This is a genomic window from Vibrio sp. SCSIO 43086, assembly GCF_051132235.1.
GTDB classification, from domain to species: domain Bacteria; phylum Pseudomonadota; class Gammaproteobacteria; order Enterobacterales; family Vibrionaceae; genus Vibrio; species Vibrio diabolicus.
The window spans coordinates 702,914-725,248 of record NZ_CP072678.1 but is presented as its reverse complement, the minus strand read 5'-3'; the positions used below and the strand labels follow the sequence as shown (position 1 = coordinate 725,248).

21 protein-coding genes, 1 pseudogene and 1 riboswitch are annotated in these 22,335 nt (G+C 42.8%); of the genes and pseudogenes, 8 read left to right on the top strand and 14 right to left on the bottom strand.

Annotated features, from left to right (window positions below):
- The first annotated feature begins 486 nt into the window (after nucleotides 1–486).
- A complete protein-coding gene (locus tag J8Z23_RS19400; protein WP_256965726.1) occupies nucleotides 487–1,860 on the top strand; it encodes a carbohydrate porin in 1,374 nt (457 codons plus the stop codon).
- 63 nt (nucleotides 1,861–1,923) lie between these two features.
- On the opposite strand, the gene J8Z23_RS19395 is transcribed toward J8Z23_RS19400, so the two are convergent.
- A complete protein-coding gene (locus J8Z23_RS19395) occupies nucleotides 1,924–2,910 on the bottom strand; it encodes a LacI family DNA-binding transcriptional regulator (RefSeq protein WP_009698245.1) in 987 nt (328 codons plus the stop codon).
- Nucleotides 2,911–3,145: 235 nt separating this feature from the next.
- Here J8Z23_RS19395 and J8Z23_RS19390 point away from each other — a divergent pair, with 235 nt between their 5' ends.
- The 3 genes from J8Z23_RS19390 (at nucleotide 3,146) to J8Z23_RS19380 (ending at nucleotide 7,160) form a co-directional block, all read left to right on the top strand.
- A complete protein-coding gene (locus J8Z23_RS19390) occupies nucleotides 3,146–4,585 on the top strand; it encodes a sucrose-specific PTS transporter subunit IIBC (RefSeq protein ID WP_256965723.1) in 1,440 nt (479 codons plus the stop codon).
- Between the two features lie 165 nt (nucleotides 4,586–4,750).
- Nucleotides 4,751–5,674 (top strand): aminoimidazole riboside kinase, encoded by a 924-nt coding sequence (locus J8Z23_RS19385; protein ID WP_005392790.1) that lies wholly within the window; start codon nucleotides 4,751–4,753, stop codon nucleotides 5,672–5,674.
- Between the two features lie 31 nt (nucleotides 5,675–5,705).
- Complete coding sequence (locus tag J8Z23_RS19380) at nucleotides 5,706–7,160, top strand: sucrose-6-phosphate hydrolase (protein ID WP_434635779.1); 1,455 nt, start codon at nucleotides 5,706–5,708, stop codon at nucleotides 7,158–7,160.
- A gap of 79 nt (nucleotides 7,161–7,239) precedes the next feature.
- Here J8Z23_RS19380 and J8Z23_RS19375 read toward each other — a convergent pair.
- A pseudogene (locus J8Z23_RS19375) lies at nucleotides 7,240–7,350 on the bottom strand (dihydrofolate reductase family protein); the annotation flags it as partial.
- 254 nt (nucleotides 7,351–7,604) lie between these two features.
- Between J8Z23_RS19375 and yghU the strand changes: the two are divergent.
- The 3 genes from yghU (at nucleotide 7,605) to J8Z23_RS19360 (ending at nucleotide 11,451) form a co-directional block, all read left to right on the top strand.
- The gene (yghU, locus tag J8Z23_RS19370) at nucleotides 7,605–8,462 is read left to right on the top strand and encodes a glutathione-dependent disulfide-bond oxidoreductase (RefSeq protein ID WP_006741427.1); all 858 of its coding nucleotides are present in this window, start codon (nucleotides 7,605–7,607) and stop codon (nucleotides 8,460–8,462) included.
- Between the two features lie 1,197 nt (nucleotides 8,463–9,659).
- Nucleotides 9,660–10,829, top strand: coding sequence for a D-alanyl-D-alanine carboxypeptidase family protein (locus tag J8Z23_RS19365; protein WP_012842370.1), 1,170 nt, complete (start codon nucleotides 9,660–9,662; stop codon nucleotides 10,827–10,829).
- A gap of 214 nt (nucleotides 10,830–11,043) precedes the next feature.
- Nucleotides 11,044–11,451, top strand: coding sequence for an SPOR domain-containing protein (locus J8Z23_RS19360; protein ID WP_006741205.1), 408 nt, complete (start codon nucleotides 11,044–11,046; stop codon nucleotides 11,449–11,451).
- Between the two features lie 50 nt (nucleotides 11,452–11,501).
- Here J8Z23_RS19360 and J8Z23_RS19355 read toward each other — a convergent pair whose 3' ends face one another.
- The 5 genes from J8Z23_RS19355 to cspE all read right to left on the bottom strand — a co-directional run bounded on the left by J8Z23_RS19355 (nucleotide 11,502) and on the right by cspE (nucleotide 14,408).
- Entirely contained in the window at nucleotides 11,502–11,975 is a 474-nt protein-coding gene (locus tag J8Z23_RS19355; protein ID WP_005396331.1) for a peroxiredoxin, read from the bottom strand.
- A 129-nt stretch (nucleotides 11,976–12,104) separates the two neighbouring features.
- Nucleotides 12,105–13,118 carry an adenosine deaminase gene (locus J8Z23_RS19350; RefSeq protein WP_104973475.1) on the bottom strand — a complete coding sequence of 338 codons (1,014 nt, stop codon included), beginning with the start codon at nucleotides 13,116–13,118 and terminating at the stop codon, nucleotides 12,105–12,107.
- An 89-nt stretch (nucleotides 13,119–13,207) separates the two neighbouring features.
- Nucleotides 13,208–13,307: riboswitch (purine riboswitch) on the bottom strand.
- A 250-nt stretch (nucleotides 13,308–13,557) separates the two neighbouring features.
- On the bottom strand, nucleotides 13,558–13,698 hold the full coding sequence (locus J8Z23_RS19345; RefSeq protein WP_005396335.1) for a PA3496 family putative envelope integrity protein: 141 nt from the start codon (nucleotides 13,696–13,698) through the stop codon (nucleotides 13,558–13,560).
- Nucleotides 13,699–13,748: 50 nt separating this feature from the next.
- Nucleotides 13,749–13,958 (bottom strand): hypothetical protein, encoded by a 210-nt coding sequence (locus J8Z23_RS19340; protein ID WP_053807947.1) that lies wholly within the window; start codon nucleotides 13,956–13,958, stop codon nucleotides 13,749–13,751.
- Nucleotides 13,959–14,198: 240 nt separating this feature from the next.
- Nucleotides 14,199–14,408 carry a transcription antiterminator/RNA stability regulator CspE gene (gene cspE, locus J8Z23_RS19335; RefSeq protein ID WP_005396336.1) on the bottom strand — a complete coding sequence of 70 codons (210 nt, stop codon included), beginning with the start codon at nucleotides 14,406–14,408 and terminating at the stop codon, nucleotides 14,199–14,201.
- A gap of 391 nt (nucleotides 14,409–14,799) precedes the next feature.
- On the opposite strand from cspE, the gene J8Z23_RS19330 reads away from it, so the two are divergent.
- Nucleotides 14,800–15,648 carry a pirin family protein gene (locus tag J8Z23_RS19330; RefSeq protein WP_213962681.1) on the top strand — a complete coding sequence of 283 codons (849 nt, stop codon included), beginning with the start codon at nucleotides 14,800–14,802 and terminating at the stop codon, nucleotides 15,646–15,648.
- Nucleotides 15,649–15,791: 143 nt separating this feature from the next.
- Here J8Z23_RS19330 and J8Z23_RS19325 read toward each other — a convergent pair whose 3' ends face one another.
- The 7 genes from J8Z23_RS19325 to J8Z23_RS19295 form a co-directional block, all read right to left on the bottom strand.
- Nucleotides 15,792–16,640, bottom strand: a complete 849-nt coding sequence (locus J8Z23_RS19325) for a patatin-like phospholipase family protein (RefSeq protein ID WP_258661534.1) — start codon at nucleotides 16,638–16,640, stop codon at nucleotides 15,792–15,794.
- 387 nt (nucleotides 16,641–17,027) lie between these two features.
- Nucleotides 17,028–17,366 carry a hypothetical protein gene (locus J8Z23_RS19320; RefSeq protein ID WP_006741201.1) on the bottom strand — a complete coding sequence of 113 codons (339 nt, stop codon included), beginning with the start codon at nucleotides 17,364–17,366 and terminating at the stop codon, nucleotides 17,028–17,030.
- Between the two features lie 632 nt (nucleotides 17,367–17,998).
- A complete protein-coding gene (locus tag J8Z23_RS19315) occupies nucleotides 17,999–18,430 on the bottom strand; it encodes a YccF domain-containing protein (RefSeq protein ID WP_005373685.1) in 432 nt (143 codons plus the stop codon).
- Between the two features lie 217 nt (nucleotides 18,431–18,647).
- On the bottom strand, nucleotides 18,648–19,580 hold the full coding sequence (locus tag J8Z23_RS19310; protein ID WP_434635778.1) for a Gfo/Idh/MocA family protein: 933 nt from the start codon (nucleotides 19,578–19,580) through the stop codon (nucleotides 18,648–18,650).
- Between the two features lie 123 nt (nucleotides 19,581–19,703).
- The gene (locus J8Z23_RS19305) at nucleotides 19,704–21,359 is read right to left on the bottom strand and encodes a phosphoethanolamine transferase (protein WP_434635777.1); all 1,656 of its coding nucleotides are present in this window, start codon (nucleotides 21,357–21,359) and stop codon (nucleotides 19,704–19,706) included.
- 22 nt (nucleotides 21,360–21,381) lie between these two features.
- On the bottom strand, nucleotides 21,382–21,738 hold the full coding sequence (locus J8Z23_RS19300; protein ID WP_434635776.1) for a diacylglycerol kinase: 357 nt from the start codon (nucleotides 21,736–21,738) through the stop codon (nucleotides 21,382–21,384).
- A 127-nt stretch (nucleotides 21,739–21,865) separates the two neighbouring features.
- Entirely contained in the window at nucleotides 21,866–22,258 is a 393-nt protein-coding gene (locus J8Z23_RS19295) for a glycine zipper family protein (protein WP_005373677.1), read from the bottom strand.
- Nucleotides 22,259–22,335: the final 77 nt, after the last annotated feature.

Below are 22,335 nucleotides of genomic sequence, written 5' to 3'. Positions count from 1 at the left end.
GAAAGTGAAGGGCGTTTATCTCGTCTTAACTGCCTTTTATGTTGTTTGAACCAAGGTATCGAGATCCGCTTCGCTCTTAGTCACTTTCAAGCTTAGCCGCTGTTCTTCTAGATGCGCGTCGTCACAAAGTAGATTGGGGAAGTGAGTGATTATCATTCCCTCAAGCGAACATTAAATTCCCATTCACAACCTGATATCGTCAAACTAATTCCGCTAGAACGAATAATTTAACTGTGCGCTGGTTAATGATTTTTCTGTAAGTAACACCATTGAACGTGATAGAAGTAACAAAATCGCTTCCTTGCGGTAACGTTCCCGAAAGTTTTCTATATTATCGCCCCATTGATACAAGTGGTAGAGACGCTCTGAGTCTGAGCGCTCTGAAATTCAGGCTTTATATGGGCATTTAAAGTCACCATAAGTTTGCAATTTTTCTTGGGAACGTTTGCAAATAACCTAAGTATAAATTTACGTGAGACTATGGAAATGAAACTACACACTTTGACGATGGCAGTAGCGCTTGGGCTGGTTACTGCACCTGCATTCGCAACAACAGATGTTGACGCTCTTGAAAAGCGAATTAATGAATTAGAACAGAGACTTGAACAGACAGAAAAAGTATCCACAGAAGCAAATGAGAAAGCCTCAAGCTTTGAGTTTCATGGCTACGCTCGTTCCGGGCTGCTCATTAATGATGATCTGAATGGTGCAGTGGGTACTGGTCCTTACATGACGGCAGCTGGTGCTATTGGCGCTCCAATTGGACGATTAGGGGTTGAGGATGATCATTATGTGGAAGCAAACCTTATTCACAAACGCTTTGCAGATGATGGTTCCAGCGCATTGTTCCGAATCATGCTGGCAGATAGTACGGAAACCAATAACGAATGGACAGCGAGTGAGAGTCAATTAAACGTTCGTCAGGTATATGCTGAGCTAAACAAGTTGAGCATGTTCTCTGAATCAAGTGCGTTTGCTGACGCAACGTTTTGGGCAGGTAAACGATTTGACCGTGATAACTTTGACATTCACTTCTTTGACTCGGATATCGTTTTCCTATCTGGTACTGGTGCAGGTGTGTATGACATCCAAATGAGCGATTCGTGGAAAGTAAACTTCTCGATCTATGGTCGTGATTTTGGTGAGATTGATAGCTCGTCAACGGATGTTGAAAACTATATCGCGACAATGAACAACCGCTTTGGTAATTGGCAATTGATGCTGAGCGGCATGACGTCTGCTGATAACAATGATCGAGCAGAAGGCTCAGCGGACAAAGGTTTACATGCGATGTTTGCCTACCATGGCGATACCTTCTTTGGCATGAGTGAAGGCTTCTCTAAAACTGGTATTTTGATGGGTGATGGACTGGGGGCGGAACTTAAAGGCATAGGTTCAAACGGTGATTTGCTAGAAGACGCAAAAGCCGTACGCTTGTTCAGCTATGGTGTAACACGCATCGGCGACAATTGGCGTGTAGCACCTGCGTTGTTAGCAGAGCACAGCCAAGATCGCTTTGCCAAAAATGATGAATTTACGTGGGCATCGTTCAACATCCGCTTAGCGCAAGAGTTTACACAAAACTTTGAGATGGTTTATGAAGGCTCATACCAATACATGGACTTAGACAATGCGATTGATAAAGCAAGTGGCAGTTTTTACAAAGCGACAATTGCACCAACGCTTAAGATGTCTACCGCAGCAGGTTTCTTTGACCGTCCAGAATTACGTTTTGCGGTTAGCTACGTTGATTGGAGCGAAGACTTGAATGGCTACTCGATTAGCCAGGAAGCGGGCGCTGCAACGATGGGTGATGGTGGTGAAGTTCTGTTTGCACTGCAAATGGAAACTTGGTTCTAAAGGGCTCTAACCGACAAAGAGTAATAAGAAAAGCGCCAACTGATTTCAGCTGGCGCTTTTTCATTAACAGGACTGACGCTCAATTGTTTTGAAGGTTAGTACCATCTTACTCATTTCAAAACTTCTGTTGGCAATTCTATCTAGTAACAGTTTCGCACCATTTTCCCCTGCTTTATCAAATGCATAGTTAAATGTTGATAAGGTTGGGGTGCACACTGATGCGAGCTCATCATCACCAACTCCTAGCACTAAAACGTCTTTACCCGGTGTTAACCCGAGCTCTTGAATCGCTCTCATCGCACCGATAGCAATACGGTCTGTCGCACAGAACAAGCCATCTAGCTTAGGGTTCTTTGTTAAGTGTTGTTTTGCCAATGAATAGCCAGAATCGATTGTAAAGTCACCACGAGCATGGAAGGCGAGCTCAAAACCATGGTGTTGCAGGGCTTGAACAAATCCTTCAGAGCGTTGTTTATCTACCGCGATATCGTCACCTTGCACGCCAATAAACCCCATAGTTTGGCAACCTTTTGCAACTAGTCTATTTCCCGCTTCAAACCCCACTCGTGCGTCATCATGAATGATGCTTGGAATATTAAACATGGAACCATCTTGACCGACGAGCACAACTGGGACCGCTGAGTTTTGAATTGCTTTTACCAGCTTGGAATCGAGGTGGGTGGCGTAAAGAATGATCCCTTCAACCCGTTTTTGGTTAAAGATCTGAATGTATTCCAGTTCTTTTTCGTGGGCTTGGTGAGTGCTAGCAAGTAAGACATGTTTCCCAGCTTTTTCAAGGACATCGGTTAATCCATCGACACCTTGGGATGTGGCATGAGAGGAAACCCGAGGAACAATGACACCAACCAGATTGGTCTTTTGAGATTTTAGATCTTTAGCGACTTGGTTCGGCACATAGCCACACTCCGCTACTGCTTGGCGGACCTTCTGTTTTGTCGCTTCTTTTACGCCATACTCATCGTTTATAACCCGTGACACTGTTGATTTTGATACGCCAGCCAGACGGGCGACATCATGCAGACTCGCCATTGTTCCTATCCATTCTGTTTTTCGTTTTTGGGATTGTTTGCAAAGAGAAGATGAAAAGCTCTTTGATAAGTAGCGATTCTAACCTCCTATACTGCTCTTAGGGAGAGAATTTGATGATCATTCTCACATTCTCTCTGCTTTATCTTTGATCATTTGGTTTTGTTGAGCAAAAATCTGTTTTGCAAACGTTCCCGAAAATTTCGCAAGCTCAGATAATAATCCAATGGGGTATGAAATGAATTATCCGGCAGTAGCAAAAGAGTTGTTAACTCTATTAGGTGGTAAAAGCAACATCACCGCACTTGCGCATTGTGCGACACGCTTACGCCTTGCCGTTGCAGATGAGCAAAAAATAGATGAACAAGCGATTGATAGCCTTGAAGGGGTAAAAGGGCAGTTCAAAGTTGCGGGTCAGTACCAAATCATTTTTGGATCAGGCATCGTAAACCAAGTTTATGCAGAAATGGCGAAGTTGACGGGGATGAGTGAAATGTCCACCAACGACGTTGCGTCTGCTGGCGCAGAGAAACAAAACATCGTTCAGCGCGCGGTGAAAGGGCTGTCTGATATTTTCGTCCCAATCATTCCAGCAATCGTCGCTGGCGGTTTGTTGATGGGTATCTATAACCTATTGACTGCTCAAGGCTTGTTTATTGATGGCAAATCTTTGATTGATGCCAACCCAGGACTGACAGACTTGGCGAACATGATCAACACGTTTGCGAACGCTCCGTTTGTTTACCTGCCTATTCTGCTGGCATTTTCAGCCAGCAAGAAGTTTGGCGGTAACCCATATTTAGGGGCGGCGTTAGGTATGTTGATGGTTCACCCTGACTTGCTGAATGGTTGGGGATTCGGCGGCGCATCTGTGTCTGGCAACATTCCGGTTTGGAATATTCTTGGTTTTGAAATCCAAAAAGTGGGTTACCAAGGTTCAGTGTTACCGGTTTTGGTATCGGCATTCATTCTTGCGAAGGTTGAGCTAGGCTTACGTAAAGTCATACCTTCTGTTTTAGACAACCTTTTAACGCCATTACTGGCGATTTTCATAGCGGGTTTGCTGACGTTTACTGTCGTCGGTCCGTTCACGCGTGATATCGGTTTCCTATTGGGTGATGGTCTGAACTGGCTATACAACACAGCTGGCTTTGTTGGTGGTGCGGTATTTGGTCTTATCTATGCTCCGTTTGTTATTACCGGTATGCATCACAGCTTCATTGCGATTGAAACGCAACTTCTTGCGGATATTGCGACGACAGGCGGCACCTTTATCTTTCCTATTGCGGCGATGTCTAACGTTTCTCAAGGTGCTGCAGCGTTGGCGGTGGGCATAATGAGTAAAGATAAGAAGATGAAAGGTATTGCGATTCCATCGGGTGTCACGGGTTTGCTGGGTATTACAGAACCAGCCATGTTTGGTGTTAACTTAAAACTACGTTACCCATTTATTGCGGCAGTTTGCGCTGCGGCGTTATCAAGTGCGTTCATCACAATGTTTAATGTGAAAGCTCAGGCATTGGGTGCAGCTGGTCTTCCAGGCATCATTTCCATCACGCCAGATAAGATTGGGTACTACATCGCGGGTATGGTGATCGCGTTCTTGACCGCATTTGTTCTCACCATTGTTCTTGGTATGCGTGACCGCGCTAAAGTCGGTAAAAAAGCAGCGGCTTAATCTGAACTCCTTAAGGGTGGAGTCCCCCAAAATCCACTTCGTTTCCTAAATGTTTGGGGTGCTAGCCAAGCACTAATGGCTTGGCTAGCCTTTTTCAATTTTTACTTGGTAGTGAAGGTGTTCAACACGTTGGGCTATCAGGGCTTTAATTTTAAGGTAAGCAAGATGAATCAAGTGTGGGTAACTGGTGATGCTGTTGTCGATCTAATACCGGAATCTGAGACTTCTTTACTCAAATGTCCCGGTGGTGCACCAGCGAATGTCGCCGTAGCGATTGCTCGTCTATCTGGTAAGAGTGCGTTTTTTGGACGTGTGGGTGATGACCCATTTGGTCGCTTTATGAAATCAACTCTGGATCAAGAGGGCGTGTGCACGGAGTTTCTCGTTAAAGATCCTGAGCAAAGAACATCAACAGTGGTGGTGGATTTAGACGATCAAGGTGAGCGCAGCTTTACGTTTATGGTAAAACCGAGCGCTGATCAGTTTATGTCTGTTGAAGATATCCCAAACTTTAAGCAAGGTGACTGGCTGCATGTGTGCTCGATTTCACTGGCAAATGAGCCAAGTAGAAGCAGCACATTTGAGGCGATCAAAAGAGCAAAAGCCGCTGGTGGTTTCATTAGCTTTGACCCTAACCTGCGTGATGAAGTGTGGCAAGATCAATCAGAAATCCAAGCTGTCGTAATGAAGGCTGTAGCGATGGCTGATGTGGTTAAGTTCTCTGAAGAAGAGCTTTTGTTCTTAACTGACTCAACATCGATGGCACAAGGTTTACAACAAATAGCCGCTATGAATATTGCGTTGGTCTTGGTGACACAAGGTGCGAAAGGCGTTTGGCGCGTCTTTGAAAGTCAGAGTGAGCTGATCACAGGTCAAGTCGTTAGTCCGATTGATACCACAGGTGCGGGTGATGCTTTTGTCGGAGGGCTACTGGCATGTCTGTCTCAACATGACGATTGGAAAAATCATCCTGTTGTTAGCTCTGCGATTCAATGGGCAAATGGCTGTGGTGCATTAGCGACGACGCAAAAAGGCGCAATGACTGCGCTTCCGACCCAGACAGAATTGCTGCAATTTATTGGGCAATGATCTCCAGATCCAATTTCAGTTGAGAAAAATTATGAGCTTAAACAACCGTTGGACTGTAGAGCAAAGATATCGCCGACTTGAGCAAATCCCTCAGTGTGATATCGAAGAAATGACACTTTTACGTCAGCAAGATAAAGGCTTTCCTAGTTTTCATATCGCCCCTAGATTTGGGCTGTTAAATGACCCAAATGGGTTGTGCTATTTCAATGGTGAGCACCACATCTTTTACCAGTGGACACCTGTGGGACCAGTCCATGGAATGAAGTATTGGTATCACCTTTCTACTAAAGACTTCATCCATTTTACTGATCATGGTGTTGGTCTTCACCCCGACCAAGACTACGATTCACATGGTGTCTATTCGGGCGGCGCTTTGGTGGAAAACGACAAGGCTTTGCTGTTTTTTACTGGCAACAAGCGTGACCAAAACTGGAACCGAATTCCAACACAGTGCTTTGCCACCATGGATTCAGACGGCAACATTGAAAAACATGGTGTGGTCATTGAGAACGAACATTACACGGAGCACTTTCGTGACCCAAAAGTTTGGAAGAAAGGCGACGACTATTTGATGGTGGTGGGTGCTCAAACCAAAACCGAGCATGGTTCAATGGCGCTCTATCAAAGCAAAGATTTGAAAACGTGGCAGCATAAAGGTCCTATCAAGACCAAGTTTTCTGACCTTGGGTACATGTGGGAGTGTCCTGATTTCTTTGAGATTAATGGTCAATCGGTGATGCTGTTTTCTCCACAGGGCGTGAGCAGTAGTAATTCTTATGATTTCAAAAACATCTATTCTGTCGCGTATATCGTGGGTGATCAGTTGAACCTAGAGTCGATGACTTTAGAAAACCACCAAGATATTTTGCAGCCAGATTATGGGTTTGATTTCTACGCCCCACAAACCTATTTAGATGAGAATGGGCGTCGCATTCTTATTGCATGGATAGGGTTGCCAGAAATCGACACGCCATCGGTCACACACCAGTGGGCAGGAATGTTGTCTCTTCCTAGAGAACTAACGTTGAAAGATGGTTTTCTTGTTCAAACTCCACTCCCTGAGCTGAAGAGTTTAAGAAAAGAAGAGGTGGTCTTTGCACAATCCCATACACTGGAAAGCACCAGTTGTTTGATCCAATTAGACCTTGAGGGCGATGGCTTTGAACTTGAGCTGAGTAACCTCAAAGGTGACAACATCGTCTTTAGTGCGACAAAGCACGAGTTTATGCTGGACCGTCGTCACATGTCTCATTTGTACGCAGAAGAATTTGGTAGCATTCGAAAAGCACCAAGATTGGACGCTAAACAGACGATTGATATATACATCGACAATTCTGTCATCGAGATTTTCATTAATGGTGGCAAACACACGATAACCAGTCGTTTCTTTATTGATGACCTCAGTAAGGTAACGTTGAAAGGGTTGGAGCAAGCAAGGCTTTTCCCTTTGAAAGGCATCACTGGTTTGTTTGAATCAGCTAAGTAACGGTTTCGATTACAAAGATATTAAAACGCCCTTCATTGACTCAGTGAAGGGCGTTTTTCTTTTTAACTATCTAACCTAACTATCTTTCACGTACGTAAGTCTTCTGAACCAAAGTATCTAACACTACTTCGCTCTTAGTGACTGTAAAGTTAAGCGGTTGTTCTAAATCACCAAACAGAGGTGCGCCGCCGAGTTGGGCTTACTCATTATTGTTAGCATCTCGAACCTAACTCACATTAACACAACGTTTTTCCTTATAGCGTGAAAGAAAATCCCATAACCAAAGGTTCTAATTAAGTGAAAGGTCAGGACTTTTATTTGAAGATTCCGGCCTAATATCTTGGGTATGCCCATTTATCGAATGCGGTGGGTTACTTCATCATGCTTGCTGGCGCACTGAGTTTGCCAGTTTGATAATGCATTCAAACACAATAAGGGATAACAATGGCTAACGAATACATTCCACCAAAAGTTTGGACAAACGATAACGAAAATGGTGGCCAGTGGGCGAGCATTAACCGCCCGGACTCAGGCGCTCGTCATGAGCAAGAATTGCCTGTTGGGGAACACCCATTCCAACTTTATTCCATGGGGACTCCAAACGGCCAGAAAGTAACGATCATGTTTGAAGAGCTTCTGGCGGCAGGCGTAAAAGAAGCAGAATATGATGCATACCTGATCAAGATTGGTGACGGCGACCAGTTTGGTTCTGGCTTTGTAGCTGTTAACCCAAACTCGAAAATTCCGGCATTGGTTGACCGTTCGGGTTCTGAGCCAGTGAACGTGTTTGAATCTGGCAACATCTTGTTTTATCTAGCTGAGAAGTTTGATCATTTCTTACCAAAAGAAGGCGCTAAGCGTGCTGAGGTAATGAACTGGTTATTCTGGCTGCAAGGTTCTGCGCCATACCTAGGCGGTGGTTTTGGTCACTTCTACGCGTACGCACCAGAGAAGTTCGAGTACCCAATCAACCGTTTTACAATGGAAGCAAAACGTCAGTTAGATGTATTAGACAAGCGCCTCGCAAACAATGAATTCCTAGGTGGCGATGAGTACAGTATCGCTGATATCGCAACATGGCCATGGTACGGCAACCTTGTACTGGGTCGTGCTTACGATGCGGCTGAATTCTTAGACGTAGAAAGCTATAAAAACGTTGTGCGTTGGGCGAAAGCGATTGATGAGCGAGAAGCTGTCCAGCGTGGTCGTATTGTGAATCGCTCATGGGGAGAAGAGTGGGAGCAGTTACCTGAACGTCACAGCGCAGAAGATATTGATAAGGTATTGAAGCTTAAACCATAAGCAAACTTGGCTCAGTCACTTCAAGTAAGTTTGTTTTCATCCGAACTCATACTCTAAAACTGATCAAATCCGTAGCGCATCTTACTAGATGCGCTACTTTTATTTGAATTGTAACCCCGTTGAAGATTATTCAATCTATAGATGGTTCTTTGCTTCTATTTGTCGTTTTCATATTCAACAAGCCCTCTGCATTTCTATTAACTATTAGCTGATGATATTCTAAAAATTTATACTTTAGATAACCTTAAATTTATAACTTAATTTTATATCTAGTATAAATAAACTTAATGATAATTAATCTTTGACATAACCTTTTATTTTGTGTGGAATGTGCAAGTTAATCTATTTAAATTAAAATTTATAGATAAATAAAATTTAAATAATTTACTGAATTCTACATCTAGCTTTGAGCAATGTTTAATTACAACTGCTTATACCATGAAAGAGGATATGTATAATGTCGTCGTTTGATTCGTACTGGGTTGGGGTACGTGAAAGAATTGCTATACAAACTGAAGGTAACCGAAATTTAAAGTCTTTGGTGATAAAAAAGCAGAGAGTGAACTTAAATAACAGTGGCTTATCTTTTCGTGCTAAAGCCGGATGCCTTATCCCTCATTGTTACACTCAGTTTACTGATGACGATACAAACTCAAAGGCATCGAAAAAAGCCTCCCTTAGTTTTAAGAAAGGGAAATTATACTTTTCTCCTGTCTAGTAATAGATAATATTTAGGTTATATATAAATTAAATTTTTATTTTTATCTGAATTTCTGACAATAAATTATTATGTTGTTATGACCGAGATGAAGCATTGGTTAGTAAATTATTAGTTCGGGTTATTAATTTAATTGTAGATTTTCCTAGTTGCCCCTAGTTAGATAGTGATAAAATTTTTAGCTATCTTTTCCCGTACAAGCTTAGTTTTAGATCTGGCTTGTACGGTTTTTTCTCTGAACACTAATTACATAGCATAACGGCATGATTTCTCGCCTCTTGTCTCATCTTTCTAGACGAAAGCTCTACCTACCTCTCATTATTCTCGACAAACATTGAGTAAAAGTAACTAATCGTAACAAGGTGGCTGTAACTGAGCGCCGTTTCAATATACTCGCTCTTTACCTAGGTAACCCTGCGCTTTGAATTCATTCGGGTACCGTTTGTAAGCCTTAAATGCTACTAAGATAAGATGTCATGATGAGAAAAAGTACTATATTAAACACAGTGTTAATTACAGGGTTCGCTGCTGTATCTTCGTTGGCTTATGCAGCACCAACGGTTGTGCCAAATGCACCGGAACTCAGTTCTCGTGGCTATGTTTTGATGGACTTTCACACTGGGAAAGTGCTGGTTGAACGTGATGCACATAAACGGCTAAATCCTGCGAGCTTAACGAAGTTAATGACGGCTTATGTGGCTGGTCAAGAAATTAACGCAGGTAATATTACTTTGGATGATGAGGTCGTCATTAGCCGAAATGCTTGGGCAAAAAACTTCCCAGATTCCTCAAAGATGTTTATTGAAGTCAATACTTCCGTTTCTTTATCTGACTTATACCGTGGCCTGGTTGTTCAATCAGGTAATGATGCTAGTGTGGCCATTGCTGAACATGTCGCAGGTAGTGAGTCAGGGTTTGTAAGCTTGATGAATAGTTGGGCTGCTAAGCTTGAATTAAATAACACGGCTTTCACCAACCCTCATGGTCTAGACAGTGACGGTTTATATTCAACACCTTATGACATTGCCAAGTTGGGTCAAGCTATTATTCGTGACTTACCTGACATCTACCCACTGTATAGCGAAACTTCGTTTACCTACAACGGCATTACGCAATATAACCGCAATGGCTTGCTTCGTGATCGCAGTATGAATGTTGATGGCATGAAAACTGGTTATACGAGCGGTGCTGGTTATAGTCTAGCGACTTCAGCGACTCAAGGTGATATGCGTTTAATTGCGGTTGTGATGGGAGCGAAAAGTGAGAATATCCGTGAATCCGAAAGCAAACAACTGCTAAGTTATGGCTTCCGCTTTTACGATACGGTAATGCCAACCGAGGCAGGAACGGAAGTTGCGAACGCTCGAGTTTGGATGGGCGAACAAGATGAACTGAAAGTAGGCGTGGCCAATGACGTTTATCTTACTTTACCAAAAGGGGATGTGAAAAAGCTACAAGCTGAAGTTGAATATAATGGCGATTTGGTAGCGCCAATTTCTCAACAACAAGTGGTTGGTAAAGTGCTTTACAAAGTCGAAGGTAAAGTTGTGAATGAAGCAGAACTTGTTGCGTTGGAATCGGTGGAAGAAGGCAGCTTATTCAAGCGAATTTTAGACTGGTTTAAGCAATTGGTCGCGAGTTGGCTCTAAAAAACAGCTAACTTCTGCCATTATCACTCTATCTTGTTATTGTTCTATTAAATCAATTTACTAAGGCGGCCAACGTGGTCGCCTTACTTTTTTGGAATACTCGTTGCGCTAAAACATCGGACCTTCTTGTAAGGGGCTATTTTCGCCTAATTAGAAGCGTTTTTGTGTTTTTGAGTGCGAGAAAAAAGAAACTAGAACAAAAATGGAGTGACACGTGCACAAGATTTTATCTTTGACATTGATTTTATCGCTCATGGGCTGCGCTATGCCTTACCAGCAGCAGGTCGATAGTGGCCAATGTGTTGGAGTAATGACCTCTCAGGATGCGTATGGTTATTTAAACCCAAACCATTACACGATGCAGGTACTCGCGCTAAAGCAAGAAAAAGATGTGAAAGATTACATTCGTTATATCGATCCTAAGCATCCGGTTTGGGTTAACTGGAAAAACAGCCGAGGCACGCGTTGGTATACGGTAACTGTTGGCGATTTTAAAACGAAACAGGATGCCTACAATGCTCTTTCTTCACTGCCGAGCCGCGTAAAGCAGTCATCCCCATTTGTGCTGACTTTTGCGGAAATGCAGCGTAAGCAACAAACGAGTGTTGTGAGAATGCGTTAGCCAACAAAAAACGGAAGCGATGGCTTCCGTTTTTGTATCTAAGGGTAAGCTTAAAGCGCCGCTAAAATCGTTTCTGCTTTGCTTGCTTCAAACTCTTTTGGTTCTTCAACGTTAAGTTTGGTCACAATGCCGTTTTCAATGATCATGGCGTAGCGTTGTGAGCGAATACCACCAAAGCCGCCGGTATCCATTTCAAGTCCCAATGCTTTAGTAAAGCTTGCGTCGCCATCACCCAACATCAGGATTTCTGAAGCGTTTTGAGCTTCGCCCCAAGCTTGCATCACAAATGCATCGTTTACAGAAACACACGCAATTAAATCAACACCTTTTGCCTTCAACTCGTCGGCTAATACCACATAGCCTGGTAGGTGAGCTTCCGAGCACGTTGGGGTGAATGCGCCAGGTACAGCGAAGAGTACGACTTTCTTGTTTGCAAACAGCTCAGTCACGTCGTGGTTAACCATACCATCGGCAGTCAATTCGCTTAGAGTCGCAACTGGTAGAGCTTGGCCTTGTTGAATCATGATTTTATTCCTTTTTGTGTGCTAGTTTAGCTTTCTCAGTCTAGCGCTTATAAATGCGGTTAACCACAGAGCTTTTGTAAGGTTTTAGCACCTAAGTGTTTGACCCAAGATGTAGCACTGATGGATTTATTACAACGCTTCATGCTGACTTACGTATTGACTAACGAGATGGCGATACTTCGCTTTCAACTCATTATCGATGAAGCTAGCATCAATCGCATTCATTGTGAATTGAGCTAGTTCATTCTTACTCATTGGGTGTGCGTTGTTGACGGCTAAAAAGTTATCTGTCATGTAACCACCAAAGTATACCGGATCGTCCGAATTAATCGTCACAGCGACACCTTTGCGCAGTAGCTCGACAATATTGTGATCGTTCATATCGTCAAATACACACAATTTAAGGTTCGATAATGGACATACCGTCAGTGGCATTTTGCTTTCAATTAACGACTCGACTAATGCTTCATCCTCAACACAGCGAACACCATGATCCACGCGGCTGACGTGAAGCATTTCAATTGCATCGGTAATGTTTTGTGCGGGGCCTTCTTCACCTGCGTGAGCAACAGTCAGTAAGCCTGCTTCTACCGCTTGTTTAAATACTCGTTTGAACTTAGCTGGTGGATGGCCTTGTTCTGAAGAATCTAGACCGACACCGATGATCTTATCACGGTGTTTCAGAACGGCTTGCAGAGTTTCCATGGCGCTTTCTTCTGAAAGGTGACGGAGAAAACACGCAATGATTTGTGAAGTAATGCCGAGCTTCTCGTGCCCATCTTGTAGTGCGCGGGCGATCCCGTGGATAACGGTGTCAAAGTCAATACCGCGCTCTGTATGCGTTTGTGGGTCAAAAAAGATTTCGGTATGAATAACGTTATCCGCTTTACAGTGCAGTAAGTATTCCCAAGTGAGATCGTAAAAGTCTTGCTCTGTACGCAAAACATCCGCCCCTTGGTAATAAAGGTCAAGGAATGACTGTAAGTCTTCGAACTGATACGCGCTGCGTAGTTCACTCGGAGAAGAGTAAGGAATGTCGATGCCGTTTCGTTGTGCTAACTTGAAGAGAAGTTCTGGCTCAAGTGAACCTTCGATATGTAAGTGCAGCTCTACTTTTGGAAGACCTTGAATAAATGCGTTCATATTCCACCTTATGTGTATTGTGGATGCAGTTACTCTAAGAATAGGTATAGATAAGAATAAATCGAACGCTATCACAAAGAGTAAGACCCACGATGATCTCAACTCTTCGTAATCAGCACTTTGCGGGAACTGGTAGAGACCCCCAAACCATATCATTGGGGTTATACGAAGCAAACGAGGCGATTATACGCAAAATTATCAATTTGGCTATACGCAAATAACCTAGTTGTCAGTAGTCGAAGGATTTTTCTAAGAAAAGTAACTGGCAACCGTATAAGTCACTTGGGTATAGAGGAGCAAATTGGTTTTTGAGCGTGAACGAGGCTTATCGTGTTGTTATGAGTGAGGAAAAAGAGTGAGGCTTCGTTTGAGCAAAGGTAGGTGGCGGTACCTTGCACAACGATGGAGCAGAGAAAGCATTGAGAGAGTCAAGGATAGCTTATAGATCAAATAACTTGTCAAATTCTCTTTGTTCCATAATGTCTTCTATACGGCGTCGCGTTTTTTGTTTTACCGCCGCCGCGTTTTGCTCCGACTCTTTCTTGTCTTTTTCTGCTTGCTTCTTACTTTTTCTAGCCATTGGATACCTTCCAAATTAGTTGCATCATTCATTAATGCATGAAAACTGAATTAGTTAACAGTAAAACTTCCTAACTTTGAACCTGAATCACAGAGAATAGTTCCAGATTGCGTTTTCTCACAATATTCAAAATCGATCATGTAGCTATGAGAATGAAGCTTAGGTAATACGTGCCTTCGTAAAATATCACCATTTAATTGATGTATTTTAGCGTTCCAAGAGGTGTGAGGTTGTTCTAGGTTAAATTCAATTTCTAACATTTATTCTCCTGTTTCTTAGTGATTTTGTCTTTGTTAAGTAATTGATACCAATGCCTTTGACGGCCTGTTCTTTTTGAGGACATGATTTTTCCTATAAATAATAAATTAAGCAGTACTATCCTATTTATTTTAGGTAGCACAAAGCAATGCCTGATATTAGGCTGAGTGATTAAAGTGAGAATATTTTTGAAGGAGAGAGGTTTGGTGCAGCATGGGGATGCTACACCAAGAAAAGCAGTCTTATAGAGGAGTTACTTCAGTCGCTTGAGGACCTTTTTTACCTTGCTCTACGTTGAAGCTTACTTTCTGACCTTCAGTCAGTGTTTTGAAACCGTCAGAAACGATAGCGTTGAAGTGTACGAATACATCTTGACCACCGTTGTCTTGAGATAGGAAGCCAAAGCCTTTAGTTTCGTTAAACCATTTTACTGAGCCGTTTACTTTAGACATAAAAATACCTTTGAATTAAACATTAAAATTTGAATTTGTTTTGTGGATCTTTTCTAAGCTATTGAATGTTCAATCAAGAGGAAGTTGTACGCAGGTGTCTGAATTGGGGGATTCAAGATTTTACTGAGAGGAAACTTAAACTAAATGTTGCATTAACAGCTCTCTTCTAAGAGCCAAGGCCTACTATACACCTTGTTTAGGAAATAGCTACACTTATTTTTAAATATATGTCGACAGCTTGGATAAGTGGGCTGTTCGAAAAATTTGAATAAGTAGCTCAAATAGCAAGGCTCATGATTATTTTTCTTCAATCTAAAATAGAACCATATCGATAGCCATGGCTGAACATGCGGTTTGCAAGCGGCCACAAAGGTAAACGAGGAGAAATAGTATGAGCACATTCAGAGAAATTCGTCAGCTTATTCAATCACAACCCACTGCTGATGGTGACGGAGTGAAAATTCGTCGAGTAGCAGGGTTTAATAATGAGAGTTTTTCTCCATTTTTGATGATGGATGAACTTAAGTCTGACGACCGTGCTGATTATGTGGGTGGCTTTCCTCCTCATCCTCATCGCGGCATCGAGACGCTTACTTATATGTTGAAAGGTCATTTCCAGCATCGTGACCACATGGATAATGTTGGTGAGCTTCGTTCTGGTGGCGCTCAATGGATGGCGGCAGGAAGAGGCGTCATTCATAGTGAGATGCCTATTATGCAGGAAGGTGAATTGCATGGTTTCCAAATTTGGATAAACCAGCCTGCGAAAAATAAGATGTCACCGGCTCAATATCATGACTTTCAACCTGAAACGATAACGGAATTCGAAACTCAAAGCTCGGGCGTTGTACGCTTGATTGCTGGTCATCTGACTATAAACAACGAACGTATTCAGGGGCCTTTAACAGAAACAGGTGTTGCTGCCACGGTGGCCGATTGGAGAGCGATGGTTGGTCACGCTTTGAATTTGACCACGGAGCAAGACCACAACATGATGATTTACGTTTATAAAGGACGTATTCAGGTAAAAGATCGTGAGATCAATCAAGGCGAAATGGCGATTCTATCGAAAGGTGAATGGGTTGAATTACAAGCCGAAAAGGAGAGTGGTGCTCTGATTTTTATTGGCGAACCAATCAATGAACCAGTGGTTCACTATGGCCCTTTTGTAATGAATAGCATGGAAGAAATAGAACAAGCAATCCAAGACTACAATTCAGGATTGTTTGAAAGCTACTAGCATCAACATCCTAACTCCCTTTTCTGTGAGTAGCGCAGTTATCAACAGTTTTGAGCCTGACCATTGGGCTCGACCAGAAGCAAATACGATAATCCACTGCCATCGAATTTGCGTTAGCCACGTCTAATCCACGTGGCTTTTTTCTACTTCTGATTCCATCGCATGATGGCTTCTTTTCCTGCTTCAATACCTAACTCATAAGCTTGGCGCAATGGTACTGGCGAGCGACTCAATCGTTTTAATTTAAATGATTCGGGAGGACAAACTTGGATGATTTCGACTCCCGATGGTGGATTGTCGATCAGTGCTAAAGTTTGATTGTAGCGAACTTCACGCGTCAACATCGGCTCAATTAATCCTGGCGTTTCTTTCAACATCCGTTTGGTTAGTGCGCTGAACTTTCCTTTCGGCTTTTGATAGCTGGAGGGTTGACTGCGTAAAACCATAATCTTTTTGGCTCCTCGCTTTATTGCTTCTGCGACAGGAAGTGCATCAGAAACCCCACCATCAACGTATCGGGTACCGTTCAGTAAGACACCATTTCGGTAAAGTACGGGAAGTGCGCTGCTGGCTTTCATTGTTTCTGCGAGCTCGTCGACATTAGGAGTATGGTATTCGGCTTGGCCATTGTCTTGACGTGTTACGCCTAAAAAGAAAGGTCTCGAATCCGCTTTTAGTGCGGATTTGTCGATACCAAGCTCTTCGAGAGTGACGTTCCACATCCAATCTAAGTTCATCATATCGCCGCCACGTAGAATCTGAGATGGTGAGATGAATTCTTTCCTTAAACTGTAATCGAGATAGATTTTTAAGTTGCGCCCGGGCATTTTAGCTAAATACGCCGCCAAGTTACTTGCGCCCGCCGATACGCCCCAAAAGCTATCAAATGGAGAGAATTCGTTAGCGAGAAAATGATCGAGTATGCCGCAAGAAAATACGCCTCGCATCGCCCCACCTTCGACAATCAACGCACGCTCTCCTACTTGTTCCATCACTGTGTTCCATTCTTTACCTATTGGATGAATAGAATGCAGCTTAACGCATAACGGTTTTATACCCAAGTGGTCCTAAGTGCTAGGGCATCTCCTTAAGTAAAAGAAAAGGGCATCGATGGATGCCCTTTTCATATTAAGCCTAGGGAGTTACAGGTTATTGAGCAGCTCATTTAGTGAAAACGCACTGAATAAATATGTCACTCCCACACAGAAAGCGGCGCCTGTGATTCCGATACTGATCGTTGTTGTAATTAAAAGAAGTGTCATCTTAGACATACAAGATCAAACTCCTTTTTTATATTTAAGTGGGGCGTTGTGCGTCTGGTTATCGTTTTGAATCATGATGCAAGCGCCCTAAGTTTATTGTTCTAATAAAAGTGATGATCACTTGTCAAAAAAGCAGATAAATAGCACCCAAACTGTCGTTAATGCGAGCAGCGGAGTGAATACTTTCTGTATAGAGGCGCCATCGGTTAGGTTGTAGATTTTGATGGATTCGTTATAGAACGCCCGCTTGAACGCCTTAAAAGAAATATCATTTTTCACATGAGATTGTTCATAGTGTAGGTGTGCTGCGTCTGATAGTTGGTATTCTAAGTCTTGGAGTTCGTACTCTTTGTTAAGAAATGCCTCCCAAGCTGAAAGACGGGCTATCGTTTTTGGAGATTGATTACCCTTTAACTTCTCTAGACGTTTGGCATAAGCAGCTTGATATTTATCCACGGTGTATTCCTGTCTGAATAGACGTTGAGTTAGAACATTTGTAAAAAGAAAAACGAGCAAAAAAGGGGCTTTACGTTCTATGTCTGTGATAAATGCTAAGGAGCTCAATGGTCTATTTCTCTGATGTCGCGAATAATATTGATTGAACTTAAATGCGACAAACAAAATAATTTACTCAAGATAACAACGAATATTTGTTGCCTTTTAAAGAAAAGCGATAGTGATGCGAAGTGGTGGCTTTAATCGGGAAGAAACCTGCTTTCGTAACGGCTTGCGTTTACTGAGAAAAAGTAAACGCTGGAACTATCGCTGGATTGGTGTGAGTTATTTATCGTCAAAAATCATTAATATCAACTATTCTTATAGTTCGACTTTTCGTAAATGAACTCAATTTGGAGGAGCAGAAATAATACTTATTTTTGAGCGTGGGTGAGCTTGGAGAGTTAAGCTAATCCATTGATTAATAAAAAGTAAAGTAGTACAGAGCTAGGGTGAACTTCAACTTAAAGGTGACGGTATGGATATACAATCAACCATTATTGAATATGCGATAGCGATAATAGGCTTACTTTTGACGGGAGTTGCCCTCTGAGCACGACGGCCCAGAGGATAGAAAGTATATTGGCTGTTTGTTAGCGGTTGATATTGTACCGAGCCATTGCAGCTTCTTCTGACGACACAACCGTTTTACCAATTGGTGCGAGTGAAATAACCGCAAGCTTCAGGTGTTGGAGTGCAAACGGAATACCAATGATGGTTACAAAACACGCTGCGGCAGAAAGTACGTGACCGATTGCCAACCAAAGACCTGCAAAGACAAACCAAAGGACGTTACCGATAACGCCTAGAGGGCTCGTACCAATGTCCATTTCATTGGTCAATTCATCGCGTGAAATGGCTTCTTTTCCGAATGGGAAAAAGGAAAAATTACCCATAACGATACACGCACGCCCCCAAGGTATTCCGATGATGCTAATAAAGGCTAAGATACCGAAAAACCACCATAGCAACCCCATAAATACGCCACCAAATACAAACCAAATGATGTTACCGAGTGTTCTCATTCTATTTCCTTTACTCTTGAATATGACGATACAGGTTCCTGAGGGTATCGTAATGTAAAACTAGAACCACTCCGTTAATAAACGTGATCCGTTCCCTCATTCACTTGCTTGATAGAATAGCCGCATAAGTATTAACAGAGAATGAATGACTCCCTGAAGCTACGTTTGTTTTAGTATAGAGCGTAATACTCGATTAAGCATATAGCCAAGAATTAAGCTACCTAGAGGTAACTTTCTCGATATATTGACAAATTTGCTCTGCTAACTGATGGCTAGCAATGTTGCGTTTCACTACTTCACTGGCGATTTTTCCAGATTCAACGACGTTAAACCAGTCGAGCAACATCGCATGGAAACCTTTGCTCGTCAGCATTGGCGTCCAATCTTTCAAATTGATTTTTTGCTCTTGGTTCGCTTGCCATCGTCTCCCTTCAACGAAAGAGTCGAATTCCATTGCTTTGTTTGCATAACAAGCTTGAACGCGTTCCATCGTCATACCGAAGTGACGATTCATCGAAGCGTGGAGTAAAGTATCTCCGTGTTGCCACTGAATGTCTAAACGCGCCAATTGGTCACCCTCAAGCTGATGCGTTATGTAAGCCTCTTTTAAATCGGTTTTGGCTGTCACGTTAATACTGTCTAATGGGTGAATAAAATCATCAAATATAAAGGTACGAATATCGCCTGGTAGTTGGTGACGGTTCTTTTCCCAGCGTAGCGATTTTAGGTCAGAAATGTTGCCTTGCTGTACCTCTGGCATGTGTTGGTTGTAAAGCGGAATATGACGTCGGTTGAAGCCCACATAAAGTGGTTGTTTTTCTTTTTCGGCAATATCGTACAGTTTTTCCACGTCATCAGCATTGTCCGCTAATGGTTTGTCGACAAAGGTTGGGATTCCATGCTGCAAAAAGAATGCTGCGATTTGAGGATGTACGCTTGTTGCCGCATGAATCATGACAGCATCTACGCCAAAGTGCAGAAGCTGCTGGTAGTCTTGACAGGTCTCTGAGATTCGATATTGCTTAGCCAGACTCTCAAGTGCATTTGCGTTGCGGGTACAAAATACAAGTTCGATATTTGGAAGCTGAGTGATAACGGGAAGATATGCTTTCTGAGCAATATCTCCTAAACCAATAATACCAATTTTCATCCTAGTCCTTATTTCGATGTATGGATGGCAGGTTGTAGTATAACGCTTGGCAAGTTGATGAGTTTAAATGCCTTGTTAGAAAAGAGCCTGACTCACATTTTGAGTCAGGCTTTGTTGGTCCACTTAGGAAGTCGTGCGGCAGTCTTTGAATATATCTAACTTGTCGTCGTAGGCTTGGGTTTGTACATCCATAATGCCTAATAAAGAGTGGAACACGTTATCATGTGAGTACTGGCCTGCCTTTTGCGCTTCATTCGACAAACAGTCGGTGTTGATTTGTTTCACTTGCTTAAAGCCGGAAGATAGCCACATGAGCAAAGGAACACGTTTTTGGAAGTCTGGTGCAAGGCCGTAAGGCATGCCATGTAAGAACAATCCGTTTTCGCCTAATGATTCACCATGATCCGATACGTAGATGAGAGCGGTATTATATTGAGACTCTAATGCTTTGAGTTTGTTGATGGTTTCTGCCAACACAAGATCAGTGTAGCGTATCGTATTGTCGTACGTATTCACGATTTGTTCGACGCTACAGTTTTCTATATCTGCACGTGGGCAGTCTGGTTTGAAAAACGCTTTGTCTCTAGGATAACGCTGGAAGTAGGTAGGACCATGGCTTCCTATAAGATGCATGGCGACAACGCGATTGCCGTGCATATCCGCAACTTCTTGATCAAAGTGATCTAACAGCGCCATATCGTAACAGGTTTGACCGTTACACAGAGGACTTGCTTGCTTTCGGTTCACTTCAATTTTCTTGATCTTGTGGGCGACTTCTTTGTCTCCGCCATCATTTTCTTTCCAGATTAGGTCAACTCCAGCGCGCTGCATGATGTCGAGAGCATTATCTTGGTTATCTGCCTTGGTCCGTTCAAACTTGCTTCGCGTGAGCTGAGAAAACATGCAAGGCACAGATACTGCAGTTGCAGTGCCACAAGACGCAACCTCTTGAAATGAAATCACATCCAGCTTACTGGTGTAAGGGTTTGTCTCTCGCTTATAGCCATTGAGTTGGTAGTTCTGCGTTCGAGCGGTTTCTCCGACAACAAACACCAGTAGTGTCGGCTTGTTCTGTGCTTGCTTTACTGCGCTATCTGACTGCTTTGCATCGATTCCAATCTCGCGGTACGGTTCTGGCGTGGTGAAGTATTTCTCCTTTACATACCCAGTCGCGCTGTAAACGAATTGAGTGGGAATAATGATTTTTTTCAGATAGCTGTTATTGCGACCGACAGATGCATAGTCTTGGTAGTAAACACTGGCAATAACAGCAATTACTGCAAGAGATGACAGCATCGACACCAACTTCGTGAGAGAAAAATACAGCAATTGGTGGCGCTGAGATTGCAACTTGACCTTATAGACAATCATCGCAGGGACGCCCCCCATAAGTAGCGTCCAGATTACAGAATAAGTACTCAGGTAAGAGCTTGCCTCGCTCGAATCGGTTTCAGCAATATTAGCAATCATTCCAGAATCGAAAAGTGTGCCATAGTTGTAACTTGCGTAGCTCACCATACTCGAAATTATGAGCAAAATAATAAAGAATGGCTTTCCAACCCAAGGCCAACTAAATAAGTTAAAAAGGAAATTGAGCGCGGCAAGAAAGAAAATGGGTATCGTAATAATAAAACCAATTTTGACATTATCTAGGCTTGAAAAAATACCATTCAGCTCTTTGTAAATAGGAATGTTTACAACCAGCGCGAAATAGAATGCCAACAAGAAAGTAAAGGTAACGTACGAGATACCTTTCTGTTGCAAATTATGTGTCTTCATAAGTAAATGTCTTGAATCAAAATCAGAGCAAGAACGAAGCCCAAACAAAAAGGGCAAGAGTGAGCGCAACAAATACTGCAGCCGAGCCGATATCTTTGGCTCTACCACTGAGCTCGTGCCAGTCATCGCTAACACGGTCGACAACCGCTTCTACGGCGGAATTAATAAGTTCGACGATCAGGACCAATAACAGGCTACTGATCATCAGTACTCTTTCAAATGTGGTGACTGGAAGGAAAAAAGCACAGACGGAAAGCACCAAGGCGAGAATCAATTCTTGTCTAAAAGCGGCTTCGTGTGTCCATGCGGCTTTCAATCCTTGAAATGAATAGCCGGTCGCATCCATGACACGGCGTATACCTGTTTTACCTGGCTTCAAAATATGACCTTACTATTTAAGCATTGGGATGGAACACATATCCCAGAGAGGTAACGAGATTAATCGTTACAGCGTGAAACATTTGTGAATAGAATCCATCGCGCGATAATTTAAGAAAAGTGCTTATTTAATCAAGATCGTAGACGGTATAGCCTTTGTTCTGGAGACATTTACGCAATACGAGAGATTGGGTTTTGGTTGAATCATTTGTTCCACTCAAAGCACCAGCTCCAGCTCCTACAGCTCCGCCGGCAGCAGCACCGACAGCCGCTCCACCTAATCCGTCTTCTAGCGCACCAGCAGCTGCGCCGATCAATGCGCCTGTAACCGCCCCATTAGTGGCTTCAGATTTCGCTGCCTCTGATTTGTCGACATTTTCTGCATAGCCTTGGCAGTAAAGAAAGTCTTGTTCATATGTACTAGGGTCGACATTGGTCATGTCGACGACAGGTTTTTGGTTGTAGGCGCAAGCTGTAAGCGTAGAAGTAAGCGCCATAATCAGGATAAAAGATTTATACATGAGTACTATCCATTTAGTGTGTGAATCTTATGGATTAAATGTACACTGTTTTATTGTTGGGCTCTGTCGCTTGAGTG